General features: G+C 45.2%; 21 protein-coding genes. 5 read left to right on the top strand and 16 right to left on the bottom strand.

All coding sequences use genetic code 11. From position 1 onward, the window contains the following. Nucleotides 1-135 precede the first annotated feature (135 nt). The 6 genes from ilvA to HED67_RS04510 all read right to left on the bottom strand — a co-directional run bounded on the left by ilvA (nt 136) and on the right by HED67_RS04510 (nt 8,118). The gene (gene ilvA / locus HED67_RS04535; protein WP_178439285.1) at nt 136-1,347 is read right to left on the bottom strand and encodes a threonine ammonia-lyase; all 1,212 of its coding nucleotides are present in this window, start codon (nt 1,345-1,347) and stop codon (nt 136-138) included. A gap of 272 nt (nt 1,348-1,619) precedes the next feature. Further along, nucleotides 1,620-2,576, bottom strand: coding sequence for a dTDP-glucose 4,6-dehydratase (rfbB, locus tag HED67_RS04530; protein WP_221717658.1), 957 nt, complete (start codon nt 2,574-2,576; stop codon nt 1,620-1,622). Nucleotides 2,577-2,822: 246 nt separating this feature from the next. After that, nucleotides 2,823-3,971: a site-specific integrase gene (locus tag HED67_RS04525; RefSeq protein WP_221717657.1), complete on the bottom strand. Its 1,149-nt coding sequence runs from the start codon at nt 3,969-3,971 to the stop codon at nt 2,823-2,825. A 245-nt stretch (nt 3,972-4,216) separates the two neighbouring features. Beyond that, a complete protein-coding gene (locus HED67_RS04520; RefSeq protein WP_221717656.1) occupies nt 4,217-4,507 on the bottom strand; it encodes a DUF1292 domain-containing protein in 291 nt (96 codons plus the stop codon). Nucleotides 4,508-4,581: 74 nt separating this feature from the next. Then, complete coding sequence (locus HED67_RS04515; protein WP_178439120.1) at nt 4,582-5,790, bottom strand: NADP-dependent isocitrate dehydrogenase; 1,209 nt, start codon at nt 5,788-5,790, stop codon at nt 4,582-4,584. Between the two features lie 24 nt (nt 5,791-5,814). After that, nucleotides 5,815-8,118: a hydratase gene (locus HED67_RS04510; protein ID WP_178439123.1), complete on the bottom strand. Its 2,304-nt coding sequence runs from the start codon at nt 8,116-8,118 to the stop codon at nt 5,815-5,817. A gap of 285 nt (nt 8,119-8,403) precedes the next feature. Between HED67_RS04510 and HED67_RS04505 the strand changes: the two genes are divergently transcribed. From HED67_RS04505 to HED67_RS04495, 3 genes are all read left to right on the top strand, one after another. After that, nucleotides 8,404-9,111, top strand: a complete 708-nt coding sequence (locus HED67_RS04505) for a DUF421 domain-containing protein (protein ID WP_221717655.1) — start codon at nt 8,404-8,406, stop codon at nt 9,109-9,111. 73 nt (nt 9,112-9,184) lie between these two features. Continuing rightward, complete coding sequence (locus HED67_RS04500) at nt 9,185-9,625, top strand: DUF3842 family protein (RefSeq protein WP_221717654.1); 441 nt, start codon at nt 9,185-9,187, stop codon at nt 9,623-9,625. A 93-nt stretch (nt 9,626-9,718) separates the two neighbouring features. Continuing rightward, the gene (locus tag HED67_RS04495; protein WP_178439133.1) at nt 9,719-11,122 is read left to right on the top strand and encodes an aminopeptidase; all 1,404 of its coding nucleotides are present in this window, start codon (nt 9,719-9,721) and stop codon (nt 11,120-11,122) included. Between the two features lie 192 nt (nt 11,123-11,314). Here HED67_RS04495 and HED67_RS04490 read toward each other — a convergent pair whose 3' ends face one another. After that, the gene (locus HED67_RS04490) at nt 11,315-11,986 is read right to left on the bottom strand and encodes a cysteine peptidase family C39 domain-containing protein (RefSeq protein ID WP_015513514.1); all 672 of its coding nucleotides are present in this window, start codon (nt 11,984-11,986) and stop codon (nt 11,315-11,317) included. Between the two features lie 196 nt (nt 11,987-12,182). Between HED67_RS04490 and HED67_RS04485 the strand changes: the two genes are divergently transcribed. After that, nucleotides 12,183-12,701, top strand: a complete 519-nt coding sequence (locus HED67_RS04485; protein WP_246612103.1) for a transcription repressor NadR — start codon at nt 12,183-12,185, stop codon at nt 12,699-12,701. Nucleotides 12,702-12,761: 60 nt separating this feature from the next. Next, complete coding sequence (locus tag HED67_RS04480; protein ID WP_178439139.1) at nt 12,762-13,829, top strand: PTS transporter subunit IIC; 1,068 nt, start codon at nt 12,762-12,764, stop codon at nt 13,827-13,829. A 90-nt stretch (nt 13,830-13,919) separates the two neighbouring features. On the opposite strand, the gene HED67_RS04475 is transcribed toward HED67_RS04480, so the two are convergent. The 9 genes from HED67_RS04475 to HED67_RS04435 form a co-directional block, all read right to left on the bottom strand. After that, nucleotides 13,920-14,234 (bottom strand): helix-turn-helix domain-containing protein, encoded by a 315-nt coding sequence (locus tag HED67_RS04475; RefSeq protein ID WP_178439142.1) that lies wholly within the window; start codon nt 14,232-14,234, stop codon nt 13,920-13,922. A 242-nt stretch (nt 14,235-14,476) separates the two neighbouring features. Next, nucleotides 14,477-15,439: an MraY family glycosyltransferase gene (locus HED67_RS04470; RefSeq protein WP_178439145.1), complete on the bottom strand. Its 963-nt coding sequence runs from the start codon at nt 15,437-15,439 to the stop codon at nt 14,477-14,479. Between the two features lie 30 nt (nt 15,440-15,469). Continuing rightward, nucleotides 15,470-15,946: a COG2426 family protein gene (locus HED67_RS04465; RefSeq protein ID WP_178439148.1), complete on the bottom strand. Its 477-nt coding sequence runs from the start codon at nt 15,944-15,946 to the stop codon at nt 15,470-15,472. Nucleotides 15,947-16,112: 166 nt separating this feature from the next. Beyond that, the gene (locus tag HED67_RS04460; RefSeq protein ID WP_221717652.1) at nt 16,113-17,063 is read right to left on the bottom strand and encodes an NAD(P)-dependent oxidoreductase; all 951 of its coding nucleotides are present in this window, start codon (nt 17,061-17,063) and stop codon (nt 16,113-16,115) included. A 202-nt stretch (nt 17,064-17,265) separates the two neighbouring features. After that, nucleotides 17,266-18,087, bottom strand: a complete 822-nt coding sequence (locus HED67_RS04455) for a GDSL-type esterase/lipase family protein (protein WP_221717651.1) — start codon at nt 18,085-18,087, stop codon at nt 17,266-17,268. Between the two features lie 12 nt (nt 18,088-18,099). Continuing rightward, nucleotides 18,100-19,524: an MBOAT family O-acyltransferase gene (locus HED67_RS04450; RefSeq protein ID WP_221717650.1), complete on the bottom strand. Its 1,425-nt coding sequence runs from the start codon at nt 19,522-19,524 to the stop codon at nt 18,100-18,102. Nucleotides 19,525-19,645: 121 nt separating this feature from the next. Beyond that, the gene (locus tag HED67_RS04445; protein WP_178439158.1) at nt 19,646-20,401 is read right to left on the bottom strand and encodes an amino acid ABC transporter ATP-binding protein; all 756 of its coding nucleotides are present in this window, start codon (nt 20,399-20,401) and stop codon (nt 19,646-19,648) included. An 11-nt stretch (nt 20,402-20,412) separates the two neighbouring features. Further along, nucleotides 20,413-21,063 carry an amino acid ABC transporter permease gene (locus tag HED67_RS04440; protein WP_178439162.1) on the bottom strand — a complete coding sequence of 217 codons (651 nt, stop codon included), beginning with the start codon at nt 21,061-21,063 and terminating at the stop codon, nt 20,413-20,415. 87 nt (nt 21,064-21,150) lie between these two features. Continuing rightward, complete coding sequence (locus HED67_RS04435) at nt 21,151-22,050, bottom strand: amino acid ABC transporter substrate-binding protein (protein WP_221717649.1); 900 nt, start codon at nt 22,048-22,050, stop codon at nt 21,151-21,153. Nucleotides 22,051-22,114: the final 64 nt, after the last annotated feature.

Below are 22,114 nucleotides of genomic sequence, written 5' to 3'. Positions count from 1 at the left end.
GATTTTTCAGAAATAAGACAGGCCCTTGTCTGATATTAAAAAAATAGCCTGCAATCCGGAAATCTATCCACCCTGTTGTCAACTAGACAAAGACTGGTCATTTCCGACTGCATGCTATTTTTTACACACTGCTTTTTATAAGTTCGGACGAATCTGTTTTGGTTTGTATCCGGCATCTTCCAGTGCCTGGATGATTTCTTTCTTATGTTCTGTACCGAAGGCTTCCAGTGTAATCTTCAGCTCTACAGCTGCCGTTCTGTTGGTACTGAAGAACTGGTTATGGTCCAGTTTGATCACATTGCCGCGCTTGTCGGCGATTACCTGTGATACGCGCACCAGTTCACCCGGCTTATCCGGAAGAAGTACAGAGATCGTGAAGATTCTGTCTCTGGCGATCAGACCGTTCTGAACAACGGAGGACATGGTAATGACATCCATATTGCCGCCGCTTAAGATAGAGACAACCTTCTTTCCCTTCACATCCAGATGCTTCAGTGCTGCCACTGTCAGCAGTCCTGAATTTTCAACAACCATCTTGTGATTCTCTACCATATCAAGGAAGGCCACAACAAGCTCTTCATCATCCACCGTGATAATGCCGTCCAGATTCTGCTGGATATATGGAAAGATCTTGGTACCCGGTGTCTGAACCGCTGTACCATCTGCAATGGTATTCACCGGTGATACGGTTGTCACGCGTCCATTCTCAAGGGACGCCTTCATACATGCTGCGCCGGAAGGTTCAACACCGATGACCTTGATATTGTTCTTCAGCATCTTGGCCAGTGTGGACACACCTGTAGCAAGACCACCGCCGCCAATCGGTACAAGGATATAATCTACCAGAGGCAAATCCTGGATCACTTCCATAGCGATGGTTCCCTGACCGGTTGCCACACGCAGATCATCAAAAGGATGAATAAATGTGTAGCCATTCTTAGCAGCAAGCTCATAAGCCTTCTCGCATGCCTGGTCGTACACATCACCATACAGAACAACTTCTGCACCGTAAGCTTTAGTACGCTCTACTTTGATCAGCGGAGTCGTCGTCGGCATGACGATGACAGCCTTTACGCCATAACACTGTGCCGCATATGCAACACCCTGAGCATGATTACCTGCAGATGCTGTGATCAGACCTCTCTGTCTCTCCTCATCTGTCAGTGTACCGATTGTATAATATGCACCTCTTAACTTGTAAGCGCCTGTCAGCTGCATATTCTCCGGCTTAAAATAAACCTTGTTGCCTGTATGATCACTGAAATACTTGCTGTAGATCAGTCTTGTCTCCTGAGTTACCTTCTTCACCGCTTCGCAGGCTGCTTCAAATGCCGGCAAAGTAAGCATACCCTTCTCAGCCTCCGTGATTTCGCGGGATTTGATCTTATTAATCTTCTCTTCTAATGTCAATTCATCAGTCTCTGCTGTATTCTGTTTCTTCTTATTGTCGTCTGCCATAATGCTTCTCCTGATTTAATTCTTCAAGTCACAAACGCAATGGGTCTGCTCTCCCATTGGGATCTAAAATGTTGTACGGTTTATAATTATACAAAACATTCCAGGAGAAATCAACAAAAAATATCTTAATGCATCTTCGGACAATCAAAATGCTTTCGTCGTCATTCTCTGTTATCCAGATACCACTGAATCGTCCGCTTCAACCCATCCTCAAACTTTGTCTCCGGCAACCATCCCAACTCCCGATGGATTTTGGAAGGATCAATGGCGTAACGCAGATCATGCCCCTTACGGTCTTCCACAAAGATAATCAAGTTTTCCGGTTTCCCAAGCTCATGACAGATCAATCTCACGATATCGATGTTTCGCATCTCATTGTGACCGCCGATATTGTAGATCTCTCCGACACGCCCCTTATGCAAAATCAGATCAATCGCCCTGCAGTGATCGTCCACATAGAGCCAGTCACGGACATTTAATCCCTGACCAAAAACAGGCAGAGGCTCATCCGTCAGGGCTTTGAAGATCATCCGGGGAATCAGCTTCTCCTGATGCTGATAAGGGCCGTAATTATTGGAGCATCGACTGATAGTCACAGGCAGACCATAGGTCCGATGATAGGCCCTCACCAGAAGATCCGCCGCTGCTTTGGAACTGCTGTAGGGCGAGCTTGTCTTTAACGGTGTCTCCTCCGTAAAAAGAAGTTCCGGCCGATCCAAGGGCAGATCACCATATACTTCATCTGTAGAAATCTGGTGAAACCGGCGGATACCGTACCTTCTGCATGCATCCATCAACACAGAAGTCCCTACGATGTTCGTCGTCAAAAAAATCTCCGGACTCTCAATAGAACGATCCACATGTGATTCAGCTGCAAAATTCACCACTATATCAGGCCTTTCATCTTCAAAAAGCCTCTCAATGCCATCCCGATCACAGATATCAAGATGGCAAAATCTGAAATTCGGACGATCCATCATCGGCTGCAGGGCTGCTATATTCCCCGCATAGGTGAGCTTGTCCACACAGATCACCCTGTCTTCAGGATAATGCTTCATCCAATAAAAAATAAAATTACTGCCAATAAAACCGGCACCGCCGGTAACTAATAAAGTCATTGATTTTTCCTAACATCTTCTAATTTTTTATCAGTATAGCATATTCCCCTGTCCTTTTCCACCGTTCCTGCTTAATTCAAAATGAGCCGTTGAACACATGCATCTTCGTTGTGCGGATAAAGATGTATACTCATTCAGTCCCCTCCAAATCATAATCTGTGAAAGAAAAATTCTTTAGCAGATTAAAATAATCTGCTAAAAAGGCGTCTGTTTAAGCTTAAATTCAGGAAATTTTTGGAAGTGTCCCTATAGTTGACCTCTTAAAATCTGAGGTTCATCGGATTCAGAATGTTTAGAATAGATAGAATTCAGAATATTGCGCTTGGTATCCATGTCCGGGTGTACATACCGATTTAAAGTAATATTGACATTGGCATGCCCCAGAATCTCACTGACGCTTTTGGCATCGGCACCGCTGTTAATGCAGTTTGTAGCAAATGTATGCCGAAGTGCATGAAAATGTGTAGACTCAATACCGGCTTTTTTTAGAATGGATTGAAATTTGTATTGATAGGTTCGCGGATCCATGGGCGTATTTGGATTTAAAAAATAAATCCCTTTACAGGGACTATCATTATAAGAAAGAATTATGTTGTACAGAAATTCCGGAATAGGTATTTCACGAATAGAATGAACTGTTTTAGGCGGACCTTCGAATAGAATAGTTTTGCTTCTGCTCTCTGTATTCGTACAGTCAAGCCGTTGAACAGTTCTTTTAATATGTAAAATCCTGTTTTGAAAATCAATATCTTCCCATTTTAAAGCACATATTTCACCAAGACGCAGTCCCATAAAAAGACAGATAAGAATGCCGGCTTTATAAATATCAATGTCATTTGACAGATACTCAACCAGTTTCTGCTGTTCATATATATTGAGGGTGCCGATTGGTTTTGAAACAGTTTTGGTTATGACTGGCACCAAATGCATTTTGACCGTGCCATAGTACTGATTGCCATAATCCAAAATACGATTAAACACACAATAAATGCTCTGATAAAGACTGGACGACAGATCTTTCGGCAAAACAGACGCAATCATCTCTGAACGAAGTTCCTCTGTCCGTATATCTCCAAAGGATTTTTTGATGTACTTCTCATAAATGCCCGCATATTTACGGTAGGTGGAGTATTTACGATGATCCGCAACATAAGACAGCCATTGCTGCGATAAATCCTCAATAGTCATAGACAGGTGATTTACATCCGTTTCATTTGGATCCGCCTGCAAAATAACCGTAGCTACTTTAAATTTCATCAGCTTTTGTTTGACACCTTTGTAAGTACGGCTGTATACAGAACGGTATTTTTTGTGCCCGTCTGATGAACAAATCATATATCTGCCTTCCCATCTTCCGTCGCTTCGCTTTCTAATGTTTTCTCCACGTCTTGACAATTGTTAATCCTCCCTCCAAAGCTGACCATTTTTCTGACCACTAAAAGCATAAATATATTTTAAAATGCCAACTTTCTATCAATAACGGCATCAAAAAAGTGGCTTCCGATATCCATATGATATCGGTTAAGCCACTTTTTATCAGCCCCTGTACTAAATAACCATCTATGAGATGCCTTAGAGCATCGAACGTACACCATGCGTAGCATTTTGGAGGTTATCTCTGAACAGTTACTTCAATTTAATTAGTCCAGTTCGGCATAAAACTCAACCACTGCATTGTATTGTTCCGGATCCTCGATGACGTTCAGAATGACTTCGTCTTCTTCACAGGATTCATCAGCGATTGCCTTCATGAACAGCATGCGTTCCGGGTCGCTGCTGATGCTGTCACCTTCGATTTCACTGAGCAGCACGAATTTCTCAGTGTCCATATCGAATTCATCCAGAATGGCAAATTCTACTTCGCTGCCGTCTTCCATCTCAAGTGTCACTGTATCAAATTCGTCCATTTCTTCGTTTTCTTCGATTCCCATTTATTCTCCTTTATTCAGGACTTCCCCGCTGCCTCCGCCTTTTCAGAGACAGCGAATCCAATCCATTTGTTAAATTATAATGAAGCTTCCAGAGTTTTTCTGATCGCTTTGATAAATTCTTCGCTATTGGCAACTGTTACATCTTTCATGGTTGTAATCAACGCCAGGTCTTTGGTCATTGTACCATTCTCAATCGTATCGATGGTTGCTTTCTCCAACTTATCTGCAAATAACTGAAGTTCCGGGATGTTATCCAATTCACCACGTTTTCTCAGGGCACCTGTCCATGCAAAGATGGTTGCTACGGAGTTGGTGGATGTCTCTTCACCCTTCAGATATTTGTAGTAATGTCTCTGAACGGTACCATGGGCAGCTTCATATTCATATGTGCCGTCCGGTGCAACCAGTACAGATGTCATCATCGCCAGAGAACCGAAAGCTGTGGCTACCATATCACTCATAACGTCGCCATCATAGTTCTTGCAGGCCCAGATATAACCGCCTTCTGAACGAATCACGCGGGCTACAGCGTCATCAATCAATGTGTAGAAGTACTCAATACCTGCTGCATCGAATTTCTCTTTATACTCTGCATCAAAGATTTCCTGGAAAATATCCTTAAATGTGTGATCATATTTCTTGGAAATTGTATCCTTTGTGGCAAACCAGAGATCCTGATGTGTATCCAGTGCATAGTTGAAGCATGCTTTTGCAAAGCTTTCGATAGATGCACAGATGTTGTGCTGACCCTGAATGATGCCAGGTCCTTCAAACTGATGAATAAGTTCACGTGTCTCTTCACCGTTTTCGTTGGTGTAAACCAGTTCTGCCTTGCCTGCTGCAGGGATCTTCATCTCTGTTGCTTTGTAAACATCACCGTATGCATGTCTTGCAATCGTGATTGGTTTCTTCCATGTTCTGACTGTCGGTTCAATGCCTTTGACAACAATCGGTGCACGGAAAACTGTACCGTCAAGGATTGCACGGATCGTGCCGTTCGGGCTCTTCCACATTTCCTTCAGATTGTACTCTTTCACACGGGCTGCATTTGGAGTGATTGTTGCACATTTGACAGCCACACCGTATTTCTTCGTTGCCATAGCAGAATCAATGGTTACCTGGTCGTTGGTCTGATCTCTGTATTCCAGGCCCAGATCATAATATTCTGTCTTCAGATCAATAAATGGAAGAAGCAGTTCATCTTTGATCATCTTCCAGAGAATTCTTGTCATCTCATCGCCGTCCATCTCGACCAGCGGTGTTGTCATTTTAATCTTATCCATCGTCATATCCTCCCGTAAAAATCTTTAGGACTCTTTATAATAGTTAATCAGGCAGCCTGCAAGGATGATCTTGCGCTCATCGTCTGTCAGTTCGCCCATTTTCAGAGTGATTGGCTTCATTTCTTTACCCACAACATAAGCAGGGATATCTGTCAGCTTATCCTGGATCGCCTTTCTGATGCCTGGGATAAAGATATAATCATCGTTGGCAAACGGCAGTTCATCTTCCGGATAAAGGAATGGCAGCATGCCCCAGTTGATCAGGTTGGAACGATAACGTTTTGTTGCATAGCCTTTGGCAATATTGGCCCATCCGCCAAGGACTTTCTGACATGAAGCAGCCTGTTCACGGGCGGAACCGTCACCAGGTTTAACCGCGTAGATCGTACTTCCTACAGCTGTCTTCTTCGCATCCATATCAGGGAATGCTTTCTTGATGTCCTCAATCACTGCTTTGATTTCATCTGAAAGCTCTGTACCGCCGGAACATGGGCATCCGCCGGCCTCTCTTGCCTCTTCAAGGGCACGGACAGCTTTGGCACGTCCCACATAAGCAGGATCCTTTCTGGATAATGTAAACTCAGCCAGTCCAAGAGGATTGGATCTGAAGGAAGACGTCTCACCGGAAGGGATCAACTCATCTGTTGTTGTCACAGGGTCATGGATCTCTGATACGACTTTGATGATCAGGTCATCTGTCAGTGCTGTCATCTTCGGCCAGTCTTTGATGTTCGGACCGAACTGGATCTCTACTTCAGGATGTGCTGTACCCTTGCTGTCGTAAACTCTGTTGTCATAAATTGTCTTATCAAAATGATACTTCGGATTTTTGTATTCAATGTCTGCCAGATCTGTTGCAGGTGTCAGGAAGCCTTTGTTGGCTGCTGTTGCTGCAATAGAACGTGCATCCATCAATGCTACGGATGCTACCTGACCGTTCTGGAGCTTGGAGCCTTCACGGTTCGGGAAGTTACGTGTTGTATGACGGATACTGAAAGCATTGTTGGCAGGTGTATCTCCGGCACCAAAGCAAGGACCGCAGAAAGCTGTTTTGAGAACAGCACCTGTCTCAAGGAGTTCTGCTGCTACACCATTTCTGATGAGTTCCATGTAGATTGGTGTACTTGCAGGATAAACGCTCATTGTAAACTTGTCGGAACCGATGCTGCGGCCTTTCATAATGTCTGCCGCATCACAGATGTTCTCGAAACCGCCGCCGGCACAGCCTGCAATAATACCCTGATCACAGTATAACTTGCCATCAATGATCTTGTCCTTCAATGTGTAATCTACAGCGCCATCGAAGCTGACTGCTGCACGTTTTGCTACATCATCAAGGATATCTTCCAGATTGGCATTCAGTTCTTCAATCGTATATGTATTGCTTGGATGGAAAGGCATTGCGATCATTGGTTTAATGGTGCTGAGATCAACAACAACCATACCGTCGTAATAAGCAACCTTTCCAGGATTCAGTTCCTTGTAATCTTCCGGTCTGTTATGAAGGGCATAGAACTCTTCGATCTTGTCATCGGTACGCCAAATGGAGGACAGACAGGTTGTCTCTGTTGTCATAACGTCGATACCGATACGGAAATCAGCACTCAGGTTGGAGATACCAGGGCCTACGAATTCCATCACCTTGTTGTTCACATAACCGTTGGCAAATACTTCACCGATAATAGCCAGTGCCACGTCCTGAGGACCCACACCCTTCATCGGTTCACCTGTCAGATAAATACCTACAACGCCAGGCATATTGATATCATAGGTTCTGCACAGAAGCTGTTTTGCCAGCTCGCCGCCGCCTTCGCCGATGGCCATTGTACCAAGGGCACCGTAACGTGTATGGCTGTCAGATCCCAGGATCATGCCGCCGCATGTTGCCAGCATTTCACGGGCAAACTGATGGATAACAGCCTGATGAGGCGGTACATAAATGCCGCCGTATTTCTGGGCACAGGTAAGGCCAAACATATGATCATCTTCATTGATCGTACCGCCAACGGCACAAAGGCTGTTGTGGCAGTTTGTCAGTACATAAGGGATCGGGAACTTCTCAAGTCCGCTTGCTCTTGCTGTCTGAATGATACCGACAAAAGTGATGTCATGGGATGTCATCTTGTCAAACTTTATCTTCAGCTGCTCTTTTGAATCAGAAGTGTTATGAGCCTGCAAAATATTGTAAGCCATGGTCTGTGCCGCTGCATCTTTCTTCTCCGGCACATATCCGAGTTTTGAATTGAGGACTGCAACACTATCAGCAGTATCTTCAACAATTTCCTGACCATTTAAAAGCCAGGCACCGTTTTGAAGTAATGTAATCATAGAACCTCCTGTCTTTGCTTTGCAAGATTATTCAAAGCAATTTGCATCAATATCTGCTCAAATTTAGTTTATTATACACTTAAATCCGGTTATCTTGCAACTGTTCCAATGTATTTTTGCAAAATCTTTTAACTGTGATTATTACACATCGTGTATCACTATAAAACAACTGAATAGTTTTTCCTGCACCTGCACATATTATGAACATCATTATTGGTTTACATATGGTAAAGAAAATGATTTTCTACTCCCAGATGTAGATTCAATATTTTTGGAGGTGTACACATGGCTATTCTAAATGTGATTCTTCTGTCCCTTGGCTCTCTGATCGCTCTTTTTATCCTGACCAAGCTCATGGGCTACCGGCAGATGTCTGAAATGAGCATGTTTGATTATATCAACGGCATTACCATCGGCTCCATTGCCGCCGAAATGGCAACTTCTCTTGAAAAAGACTGGTGGCTGCCCCTGACCGCCATGATTGTCTATGCCCTGGCTGCTATTGTTCTTTCTTATATTTCTGTCAAATCCATGGCCGCCCGCCGTGTGATCTCCGGCAAGCCGCTGATTCTGATGGATCATGATACAATCTATGAAAAAAATCTGCTGAAGGGCAAGATTGATCTGTCGGAAATGCTGCTTCAATGCCGGGTCAACGGCTATTTTAATCTGTCGGATCTGCAGACCATCATTCTGGAACCCAACGGCCGTATGAGTTTTCTCCCGAAATCAGAAAAGCGCCCTGTAATCCCGGAGGATCTGACACTGGCACCTGAGCAGGAATTTCTGGTAGCCAATGTTATCATTGACGGCCATATTATGGAGAAAAATCTGCAGCATGCCGGCAAGGATACCCAGTGGCTGAATAAACAGATGCAGATCCGGAACATCTCCAATCTCGGAGATATCCTGCTGGCTACCTGTGATCTGAACAATCAGGTGACTTTTTATCGGAAAACCCATCAGGAAATGACAAGAGATATTCTCGATTAACGGCGGCGTGATTGCTTTTTTCTTCTATTTAAGCTATACTGAAAGGAGCAATTATTATCGGAAAGGATGACTTATGCAAAAGAAAAATATATTGATCAGTGTGATTGACGGTCAAGGCGGCGGTATCGGACGCCAGTACATTTCGTCCCTTACTTCTGTCCTGCCAAAGGATCTGCCTGTCACCATCCGCGCATTGGGAACCAATTCTCTGGCCACCTCCAATATGCTCAAAGGCGGCGCCAACGACGGAGCAACAGGTGAGAACGCCATTATCCTCAATGCAGAACGCTCAGATATCATCGTGGGTGTTGTAGCGATTGTTGTTGCCAATTCCATTCTCGGCGAACTGACACCTGCCATGGCTCAGGCCATCGGTGCCAGCAGTGCACGTCGAATCCTAATACCTTTCGACAGCTGCAATACACGCATTGCCATGCTGACCAACGGGCCGCTTCAGGCCTTTATTGATCAGGCCGTCCGCATGACGACGGACTATATCAGCGAGTTATTATAATCGCCGGAACGCATTTCTGCACAACAGATCAGATTTCCGGATTAAAACCCGCCGACTATTTCTATTTATACTAATACTAAGGAGATTTTTGAAATGGAGAATACGAACGAGAAATCCATCGGACAGCAGCTCCAGGAAGAACTGACATGGAAGTTTCCTGCTGTTGCCATGGATGCACCTGAACGCATCAAAGAAGCTTATGATTTTTGTGAGCCTTACAAGGCATTTTTGTCTGAAGCCAAGACAGAGCGCGAATGTGTCGCTAAAGCTGAAGGCATGTTGAAAGAAGCCGGATACAAAGAATTCGACCCGAAGGCTTCCTACCAACCGGGCGATAAGGTTTATTTCAACAACCGGGGCAAATCCATCATCGCCTCTACTTTCGGTACTGCACCTTTAGATGAAGGTATCCGTCTGAATGCTGCTCATATCGATGCACCGAGACTGGATCTGAAACCGACACCGATCTATGAGAAGAATGATATTGCTTATTTCAAGACACACTACTATGGCGGCATCCGCAAGTATCAGTGGGCAACTATTCCTCTTTCTCTTCACGGTGTGATTTACAAGAAGAACGGCGAGGCTGTTACAGTGAATATCGGTGAAGATCCTGCCGATCCTGTTTTCTATATCAGCGACCTGCTGCCGCATCTGTCCGCAAGACAGAATCAGCGTTCTCTGGCAGAAGGCCTCAAAGGTGAAGAACTGAATATCCTGATCGGTTCCATCCCATATCCTGAGAAAGGCTTGAAAGATCCTGTCAAGTTGAAGGTTCTTACCATTCTGAATGAGAAATACGGCATTGTTGAAGCAGATTTCTACCGTGCTGAACTGGAAGTCGTCGCTGCTGGTCCTGCCCGTGATGTCGGTTTCGACCGAAGCCTGATCGCATCCGCAGCCCACGATGACCGTGTATGTGCTTACCCGGCACTCCGTGCAGAATTAGACACACTGCATCCTACATATACAACCGTTACGATTCTTACAGATAAGGAAGAAATCGGTTCCGTGGGCAATACAGGTCTTCACTCCGATTATGTCCGCCATTATCTGGAATATCTGGCTGAAAACGCCGGCATTTCCTACAAAGATATGATCCAAAACGCACTGTGTCTGTCTTCTGACGTCAGCGCTGCTTTCGATCCGACATTCCCTGATGTCTATGAACCGGGCAACTCCTGCTACCTGGGCAAAGGCTGTGTTCTGACCAAATACACAGGTGCGAGAGGCAAAAGCGGCTCCAGTGACGCCAGCGCAGAAACCATGTCCAAAGTCATCGGCATCATGGAAGCCCACAACGTTTACTGGCAGGCCGGCGAACTTGGCAAAGTCGATGAAGGCGGCGGCGGTACTGTTGCACAGTTCATCGCAGGTATGAACATCGATGTTGTCGATCTGGGCGTACCGGTTATATCCATGCATGCACCAATGGAAATCGTATCCAAGATGGACGTCTACGAAGCCTACAACGCATTCGTGGCATTCTATAAGTAAAATTGTTTGTGAATACTCAATAGTCCTTGAAGGGAATAAAAATAATCGTCCACAGGCAGAAGCACCTGCCCGTGGACGATTATTTTTATTCCCTGGCTATTCTTTTATCCGGCATGTGAGAAAGATAACCGGATACTGCCCCTGCAGAGTTTTGTACATATCATTCTCCAAAATTGATGATATTGATTCGGTTTATCTGCTCTCGGATGCTTTAGGGCTGAAAAGGAAGTAACGGTCTTTGTTGGCATCCGGTTCTTCCTGCTCCAGCCATTTCTTGAAGTCGCCGTCTGCATAGTATTTGATTTCTCTGTAACGACAGTCTTCTGCCAGAACCTTCATGGTTGTATGAAGGACGTTGCCGTTGACAATGACCTTGTCACGACGGCCGTCTTCCTGATATTTATCCGGCATTAATGACGGGTCAAGGACTGTGATATGCTCGCCGTCTTCTTCGATACCCACAACAGCGATAAAGTGCCCGCCATGTGAGAATACACCGATATAATCTTCTTCCGGTCTGTCCCCTGCAGAGCATGCAACGGCCATATAGCCTTTCTTCAGATGCGCTCTCAGAAGCTCAGGATCATCTGTGATCACAAGATCCAGGTCAAAGCGTTCTGCAATATACGGTCCAAGGACGGTTAAGTCTGTGCCCGGACTGTGGTTGGCATTGACATTGATGGAAAGTTCCAGACAGTCGATCAATGGGAATTCCCTGCCTGTCATATTCTCAACAACCATACATGAAGCGCAGAGGCCACAGCCCGCATCTCTGACGGTTGTATCTGAACGTCCCAGTTCAGGAAGATCTGTCAGTGTCGGATATGGAACATGGGGGTAGTTTGTCTGATTATAGTATCTCATTTTATTATTCACCTCTTCCCCATTATATCATATCTTTTTTCTTTACAAAATATGATTTTAAAGTTATCATATTAGTCATAAGGATTTTGCCCACAGGCATTTCTTCCTGATGCTTGCAGATTGGATTCATATAGATCAGATGCATGCAGATGCTGATGTTTGTCCGGGCAGTACATATACAGGAAGGAGGATTTATATGCAGGAAGGTGAAGCAAGGCGCGAACAGCTTCTGCAGATGCTGAGGGACAGCACAGCTCCTATCTCGGGAAGTGCCCTGGCCCGTTCACTTGGTGTCAGCCGTCAGGTTATTGTTCAGGATATTGCGCTGCTGCGTGCAGTGAATAAGGATATTCTCGCCACAACGAAGGGATATGTTCTGTACAGTCAGCAGACGGAAGCCTGTCACCGGATTTACTGTGTCAACCACAGCGATGATGCCATTGCAGATGAATTGAATACCATTGTTGACAACGGCGGCAAGGTGCTTGATGTCATCATTGAACATGAGATTTACGGGCAAATCACAGCCAATCTCATTCTGGAGAACCGTCGGGATGTGGCAGAATTCTGTGACCGTTTGAAGCATTCCAATGCCAAACCGCTGAATATCATCGCAGGCGGCACCCATTATCACACAGTTGAAGCCCGATCCGAAGTCATGTTGGACAATATCGAACGTGCACTTCGTGAAAAAGGTTACCTTGTTCGCGCATAAGGTCAACCTTTTTATTTGGCAATTCCTGACAAGACATATGTGTATACAGGGAGTTTTTCTATGTCAACAATTAAGAAGTTTTTAAATTTGATTTTTATTGACGGGCTGAGCGGCATGGCCCTCGGCCTGTTTTCCACACTGATCATCGGTACGATTTTGAAACAGATTGCCGATCTGATCGGCGGAGATTTCGGCTATTATCTCGGTGTTTTCGCCGTTATAGCCCAGCGTCTCACCGGCGCCGGCATTGGTATCGGTGTTGCCTACAAGTATAAGTCCTCAACTTATGTTACACTATCAGCTGCCGCTGCAGGTATGATCGGTGCCTATGCAACTGCTATTATCTCCGGTTCCATTCTCTCCGATGGTGCCCTTGTCTACAGCGGTCCCGGTGATCCGCTCTCCGCTTTTATCGCAGCTCTTGCCGGCATTGCCATCGGTTCCCTGCCTGCAGGCAAAACGAAGCTGGATCTTCTGATCACACCGGCAGTAACGATCATCACCGGCGGTGCTGCAGGTATCATTGTAGGGCCTCCGGTTTCTGCCATCATGACAAAGCTTGGTGATGTCATTAACTGGGGCACCGTTCAGCAGCCGCTGATCATGGGAGTCGTCGTTTCCGTCATCATGGGTATGGTACTGACACTGCCGATCAGTTCTGCTGCTCTTGGCATCATTCTCGGCCTGACCGGCCCGGCAGCCGGTGCTGCAACCATCGGCTGCTGCTGCCAGATGGTGGGGTTTGCCGTTGCCAGCTTCAGGGAAAACGGCGTCGGCGGCCTTCTGGCCCAGGGTATCGGCACTTCCATGCTGCAGGTTCCGAATATTGTCAGACATCCACAGATCTGGATCCCTGAGATTCTCTCATCTGCCATCCTCGGGCCTATCGCCATCAGCAAATGGATTGGTATGACCAACAATGCCACCGGAAGCGGCATGGGCACCTCCGGTCTGGTTGGACAGATCATGACATGGCAGACAATGACCGTCTCAGAAAATCCTGTTTCCGTTCTGATCAAGATCCTTCTGTTCCATTTTATCCTGCCGGCCATTGTCACCCTTGTCTTCTCAGAAGCCATGCGCAAACACAATATGATCAAAAAAGGCGATATGGAATTGTCTATTTAAGAGGGCTGGCATAATAAAAAGTGTGCATCCCTGTCTATCTATAAAGAATCCAAAACTATGAGAAACCCGCTACGCGAGTTTCTCAAGTTTCTATTTGCTTTCATGCAGTATGTCAGCAATTTTTAGTAGAATTCGTTTTTGCTCGTCTGTGCACGCTTCATATTTTCTTGACATCTCTTCATCCATAGTCTGGCTTTCTGTAGATTCGCCTACCAGATAACTGAGGGAGACCTGCAAAACTGCTGCCAGTTCGCATGCAAGAGACAGACTGATATTGCGTACATGATTGTTCTCTATTTTGCTTATATAACTGATATCCACATCTACAGCTTCTGCCAGCTGTTCCTGTGTCATCTGATTTTTCTTTCTCAGATCTTTGATCCTTTTGCCAATGCATCCTTTCATACATTTTCCGCCTTTTGACTATAATACAATTATTATATGACTTTAGTCCACGTTTTATAATTGACTATAATCCAAGTTGTGTATGAATATATTACAATATCAAGATGCAATATCATACATATGGGTTCACATCGGATATACAGCACCCACTCTGAAGTATACAAAGAGGCCGGTTACGGATGAGATGTATCCAGAACACTGGGTAAATCTCATCCGTAACCGGCCTTTTGTCATCAAATCACTTACATAATCAAATAAATAGCTGCCGCTGAAATCATAATCTGAATAATCGCAAATCTGAAGACAGCCTGTGTATTAGACCATCCCATTACCTTACGGACATGGTCGTGCAGCGGTGTTCTGGTGTTCACGAGAATCTTGATTTTCAGGAATCTCAACAGAGAAACTTTCAGAAGGCCAAGACCACCGTCCAGGATCAGCACAATGGCTACCGGAATATAGATAAACGGACTGCCTGTCTTCAATGCTGCAATGCTGATAAAAAAGCCCATGGCTCTGGAACCGGCATCACCCATCATCAGTTTGCTCGGAGTGGCATTAAACCAGAGATAAGCCAGAATACAAATCACAAAAAGCAGGATCGTATGTGAGAATACAGGATCTGTGCCCTTGATCTGATCGACCATATATAAACTGATCAGCGTAATGATCGTCAGTGTACCTGACAGACCATCAACACCATCACTACAGTTTGTGACGTTGATGGACACCCATACAAGCACAACTGTCAGGATGCCGAAGATCACCGGCGGAATCGTGATACTGCCGCCGAAAATCGCAAAGTCTACAACGCTGCTGTTGAAATTCAGAAATGTAACCGCTACCATGACTGCAATTGCAAAATCCAGAAGCCCTTTCTTAAGTTCTCCCCATGGTGCTCTGGAACAGTCATCCAGAAATCCTGTCATCATGGCTGCAGCCAACAAAACAAGATAAATGATGATCTCTGTATTCAGTTCACAAAACAGTACAACAGCTGCAATAAATACAAGAATAAATATAAATCCGGCACCTCTTGGTTTACCTGCGGACAATGCGCCGTTGACAGCGAATTCTCTTCCCTGATCCTTCGGCAGTCTGTCATTGCACCTGGCAAGCAGCAGACAGGTCATAACAAAAGCAAATACCAGGCCGGCCAGTGCCATTATATTCGCCGGCACGCCGGTTAACAACATGTTTATCATTAGCTCTTTCCTCTCTCTCGTTTGAAATTTCTAACCAAATAATGCACCAATCGCTCCAAATAAACCTGCGCCCGCAGCGCCCATAATAATGCCTGCAAGGAGCACACCACACATAATAGCTGTCACGCTGGACTTAAAGTCCATATCCAGAAGACTGGCTGCCAAAGTCCCCGTCCAGGCACCGGTTCCCGGCAACGGAATGCCTACAAACAGAAGCAGTGCCACAAAAAGTCCCCGGCCTGCCTTGGCCTGAAGCTTCTTGCCGCCCTTCTCGCCTTTCTCAAGACAAAAACTGAAAAATCTGCCGATAACAGGCTTATCTGATCCCCAGATCAATATCCTTCTGGCAAACAAAAAGATAAATGGCACCGGCAGCATATTGCCGATGATGGCCGTTATATAAGCCGGAAGGAACGGAAGCCCTACTCCCGTGGCATAAAGAATGGAGCCGCGGAGTTCAATCAGCGGCACCATAGAAATAAAAAACACAATTATATAATTCATCATTCTCCTGCACCTCTGCATCTCAATATTCCAGGATATGGGACAATCCCCATCTCTTATACGAATATTGCTATTCTACCACAAATATGCAGGAAATCAAACCTTTTTAATGAAAGAACCTTTTTAAAAAGCCATTTTCTACTTAAATTCAGGAAATTTTCTCTGGCAACTAGCTGACGACATTCTGAGGTCTTCCTTCATCAAAGGCCTGAATATTGGCAGCCAGAATAGATACCAGTCTCTGACGGGTCTCCAGCCCCTTCCATCCCATATGCGGTGTCAGGATAATATTTGGCATATCGTAAAGCGGATTGTCCTGTACCGGAGGCTCTGTCTCCTGAACATCCAGGCCTGCACCGGCGATCCTGCCTTCCTGCAGTGCCTCAATCAGCGCCGGCTCATCAATCAGGGCGCCGCGGCTTGTATTGATAATATACGCCGTCGTTTTCATCATAGCAATGGTCTCTTTATTGATCATATGTCTTGTCTGCGGCGTCAATGGACAATGCAGACTGATATAATCACTCTGTTTCAGCAGTTCTTCAAAAGAAACAAACTTTAGATTATCTTCATCCGGTCTTGGTGTCCTTGCATAAGCCAGCACCTTCATGCCAAGTGCCTGAGCCACTTTGATCACCTCACGGCCAATGTTTCCTGCTCCGATAACCCCCAGGATCTTGCCGTTGACTTCCACATGACTGACCTGCATGCACTTTGTAAAATTGCTTCTATCGCCCCTTGCCAGCATTGCCTGCTGGATCTGCATAGAAGAACTGAGATTCAAAATCATCATGATGGCCGTATGCGCCACACGTTCTGTGCTGTACGCCGGAATATTGCATACGGCAATCCCTCTGGCTCTGGCCGCTTCAATGTCAATATTGTTATATCCCGTTCCCGCTTCACAGATCAACTGGACAGAATCCGGAAAACGTGCAATGATATCGCCGCAAACCGGCATCTCCTTCGTCACCACAACATCCATCCCCTGAACACGCTCAAGGATCTGATCCGGTTCCGTGGAGGCATACTCCTTCACCTGAGATGACAAAACCGACAGATCCAGCTTGCCGTCATAATTCATACGCTCAGAATTCAAAACAACCGTCTTTAACCCCATAAAAATACCCCTTTCTGTAAATTCAGATAGTGCAAAACGCTTCCATAGTCCCCGAAAACATCTAAAACGCTCCTGGAAGTCTTTTTACCTATATTTTAGCAGATTCCATCTGTGTTTGCCATAAAAAAAGCAGCTCTCTCACGCATACGGAGCCTTTTCTCATCCGAAGCCACGGCGGCTCAGAGAACAGAAAGCGGCCGCTCTATTGAACGCCATGGCTGAGGATGTATTCTTTCCATGGTTCAAGCTGGTCTGCCTGCAGATGAACACCGTCAAATGTAGAGTCAGCTTTTAATGCACCATTCTCATCATCCAGGACTTCATTGTAGTCCAGATAGAAGATGGTTTTGTTGTCTGCCAGTTTTTTGAGCCATTTGTTTCGGGCGTTGATTTCTTTGTTGTTGATGACAGTCCCTTCCGCATCTTTTAACGCTGAGACATGGATAATAGATTCTACGAAAATCAGGGCATCAGGCTGTAATTCCCGGATACGCTCTACGACCTTCTTAAACTGCTGGTAATAGGTTTCAGCAGTTCCCGTTCCCAGTTCATTGACCCCCAGCATAATATAGACTTTGCCAAACTGATGCTTCTGAAGCTCTTCATCGATGGTAATATTCTCATCGTCCGGCACGACATCCATGATATCCCAGATGTTGGTTCCGGTCTTGACATAATAGGTGGCATTGTCCCAGCCAGCGTACATTTTCAATGTGTCTGTTCTGGAATCACCGATAAACACCGCATCATCCAGATAACTCTGATCCACATCCACAAAAGGACCGCCTTTCTGAGCCACCTGCTGCTCTTTGGTTCCCTGAGCATCCACTTTCATCAGCGTCTGCTGTCTCATCGCTTTCTGTGTCCATTCTTCGAGGACGTCCGCCCCCTTGGCTTTTCCCATATAATTTTCATAGGCTTCTATCACACGCTGACCGCCAAAATAGGGACCGCCGATGAGGCAGCAGATGATCAAAAGCATTGTCATCGGATATTTTTTCACCCAACTGATAAAACTACTCATCTTCTGCACCTCCTAAAATCTGAAATATAAAAACGGATTGCTGGCTGCCGTCTGCATTTTATAAACACATAAAAGGAATAAAATGAGCAGGATCACAACCGTGATCAGTCTGTTCTTGTTCTCACGGTATTTTGTATAAGGCCATGATACTGAAAAGACAACTGCCAGAACCAGATACAGACCATACTGATGAACTGTCTGGAAAAACAGATCCAGGTTCATCGTCCACTGGCTCATATCCCCCAGATGGCCGAACATCTGCATGAGATAAGCTTTGAGGGCCGTCAGGTTATCCGATGCAAAAATCACCCATCCTGTCACAACTGCCGGAAATGTAAAACACCAGCCGATAACCGGACATTTTTCAAAGAATTTCAATAGGAACAGCTTTTCAATCGCCAGCAGGGCAAAATAATACAGCCCCCACAAGACAAAATTCCATCCTGCACCATGCCACAGTCCTGTCAGTGACCAGACAACAAACATATTAAACAGCATGCGGAGTTTTCCGTGTCGGCTGCCTCCCAGAGGAATATAAACATAGTTTTTAAACCAGCTGCTGAGCGTCATATGCCAACGACGCCAGAAATCTGTCACGGATGTGGCCATGTAAGGATGACGGAAGTTTCGCGGAATACGAAAGCCCAACATCTCTCCAAGGCCCATAGCCATCATGGAATACCCCTGAAAGTCAAAATAAATCTGAAATGTATAGGCCAGTGCCCCAAGCCATGCCATAGGAACGGACGCCGAACTGACACCGGCTGTCTGTACCTGATTCCACAGTGTACCAAATGTATTGGCCAGAAGCATCTTCAGACTCAGACCGATAATAAATGTCTTGATGCCATTTTCCATATGGTGCCAGCTCAGAACACGTTTTTTTAATTGTGCAGCCACATCGTGATACAGCACAATCGGACCTGCGATCAGCTGAGGAAACATGCACAAAAACGCTCCCAGATCAATAAAACGTTTCTCCGGCTTCACCTGTCCTCTGTAGACATCAATAACATATGCTGCAATCTGGAATGTATAAAAGCTGATACCAAGAGGCAGTGCTACTTTCGGCACCGTCACCTGAGGCAGCTGAATGCTGCTGCCTCTGTCCGTCAGCCAGACTGCCAGATGATTCCAGTTGGCTGCAAAAAAGTCCATATATTTGAAGACAAACAGCATCCCGAAACCGTACAGGAGAAGAAGGATCAGACATACTCTCTGACATTCTCGGCTTTTGTCTTCTGCATAACGGGTCAGTCCATAGTGCAGCACCAGTGACACAAGTATCAGCCAGAAAAACTTTCGTTCCCCGTAGGCATAAAAAAACAGGCTTCCCAGAAACAGTATCAGGTTGCCATATTTTTCAGGAACTGTATAATAAATCAGCAAAAAAATCGGCATAAACAGAAATATGAATTCTATACTGCAAAATAACATGGTCTTACAAATCCTTTCTGTAACTGTTATTTCAAGCCGGGCACATGCACGACTTTATCAGCATTGACTATCATACCACTGAATACGCCGAAAAAAAACCTTTTTTTACGCTATTTTTGATTTACTCTTCAAATTTGCCAAGAAATTCCTTCATTCGAGGGTTCTTGGAATTAAACACATCTTCCGGTTTGCCTTCCTCAACAATTATACCCTTATCCATAAAAACAACATAATCCGACACATTTTTTGCAAAATTCATCTCATGAGTAACAATGACCATTGTCATCTTTTCCGCTGCCAGATCTTTGATGATTTTCAGGATTTCTCCTGTCAGCTCCGGATCCAGCGCCGAAGTCGGTTCATCAAAGAAGAGGATCTTCGGTTTCATCGCCAACGCTCTTGCAATGGAGACTCGCTGCTGCTGTCCGCCGGACAACTGATACGGATAGGCCTTCTCCCTGTCTTCCAGCCCCATTTTCCTCAGAAGCTCTCTCGCTTCTGCATAAACCTCCGCCTTCCCGCGTTTCTGCACCCTCATCGGCGCATCAGTGATATTCTTCAATACAGAATAATGTGGGAACAGATTGAAATTCTGAAAAACAAGTCCATAATAATTATGGATTTTCTTCAGATCCGCCGCCTTGGCATAGACCGCATGACCATCCCTACTAACAGCTGCCGCATCACCAAGATAAATGATCTCTCCATCATCAATTGTTTCAAGCATTGTAGCACATCTGAGCATCGTGGACTTTCCGGAACCGGAGGGCCCGATGATACTCAGGACTTCTCCTTCATCCACATGAATGGATATATCCTTCAGGACTTCCTGCCCATCGAAGCTTTTCTTAATATGGTTCATTTCCAGTAAACGCATGGGCTCTCCTCCTATCTGTAATAACTCAGTCTCTTCTCAAGATATTCAAAAAATACGGCAACAACCAGATTAAATACGTAATAAAAAATACCTGCCACAATAAACGGTACCACCGAGGACTGTGAAGCCACCAGCTGTTTTGTCACAGTAAATACCTCTGCCACCGCCAGTGTAAAGGCTAAAGAGGTATCCTTGACCAGAGTAATGGTCTCATTGGCTACCGGCGGAATAATACGCTTAATCACCTGCGGCATCACAATATGTACAAAGGTCTGTGTTTTGCTGTATCCCAACAATCTGGCTGCCTCATACTGTCCAACCGGAATAGCCGCAATACCGGATCTGTAGATTTCAGCAAAATATGCTGCATAATTCAATGCAAAACCGATCAAAACGGCTTTCAGACGATAGGAGGGTGTGATCTGCATGCCAAAAATAAAAAATGGTCCGAAATAAACCACAAGTAACTGCAGCATCAGCGGCGTCCCTCGCATAACCGAAATATAAAATTTGGCAATCAGTGACAGCACACGGCTTTTTGACATTCGCACCAGAGCGAGACCAAGTCCAAGGATCAGCGATGTGACCAATGTCACAAAAAAGATTTCCATCGTAATACCCATACTGTTAAACAGCTGTTGGACAATCTGCATGACAGTCATTCTCATTTCCTCCTTATATAAGAGCAAAAGAGCTGCAACAAAATCCGTTGATTAATTTTGCAGCAGCTAAGGTGCTCTATTCAATTCTTATTCATTGTCACTGATGCAGATATTGGCTGTATTGATTGATGGATACTTCGCTGCAATCTTATCTACAGTGCCATCTTTCTCCATTTCAACTAATGTGGACCATACCTGATCTCTCAGTTCATCATTGCCTTTCTTGAAGGCGATACTATACTGTTCCTGTGAGATCACATCATCAAGGATCACGATATTGTCATTCTGTGCCTGTTTTGTCAGTGCAACACCTTCATCCATGGCAACTGCATCTGCGGAACCTGCTTCAAGCTCCATCAGTGCACTCTCATAATCCGGTACCTGTGTCAGGCTTCCGAAAGAATCTGCCAAAGCTTTGATATCTGTATTCTCTTCATCCTGAAGTGCTGCCAGTGCTGAAGAATCTGCCTGAACAAGTACGTTCTTGCCTGCAAGATCAGCTGCCTTTGTAATACCGCTGTTCTTGTTGACTGCAAATACCTGTGTATTGTTGATATAAGCAGGTGTCCATGTATAATCATCTTCACGGCCATTCAGCGTAAAGCCGTTCCAGATACAATCAATAGCACCTGAATTCAATTCCATATTCTTGGCATCCCAGTCGATCGGAGTCTTCACAAGTTCCCAACCATTTCTGTCACAGACTTCCTGTGCCAGATCCAGGTCAAAACCGACATACTCGCCATTCTCCTGATAACCATATGGCGGGAAGCTGGCATCAAAACCAACAGTAAATGTTTTCTTTTCACCGTCTGTTGTCTGTGTTCCGGCTGCCTCTGTACCTGCGGTTTCTGTTCCGGCTGCTTCCGTGCCTGCCGCTACACTTCCTGTTGTTGACTTTGCACCTGTATCACTGCTGCCGCAGCCTGTTAATAAACATCCCATGGCTAATACTGCAGCCATGCATAAAGCTAAACCCTTTTTCATAAATGCCTCCATCTTACGTTTTCACGATTCACTCTCTTTACTCTACTAACGTGCTATCATGATA

Origin of the sequence: Pseudocoprococcus catus (assembly GCF_019734885.1) — a bacterium.
GTDB classification, from domain to species: domain Bacteria; phylum Bacillota; class Clostridia; order Lachnospirales; family Lachnospiraceae; genus Coprococcus_A; species Coprococcus_A catus.
Note: the sequence above shows the minus strand (reverse complement) of the source record. Positions and strands in the feature narration are given on the sequence as shown.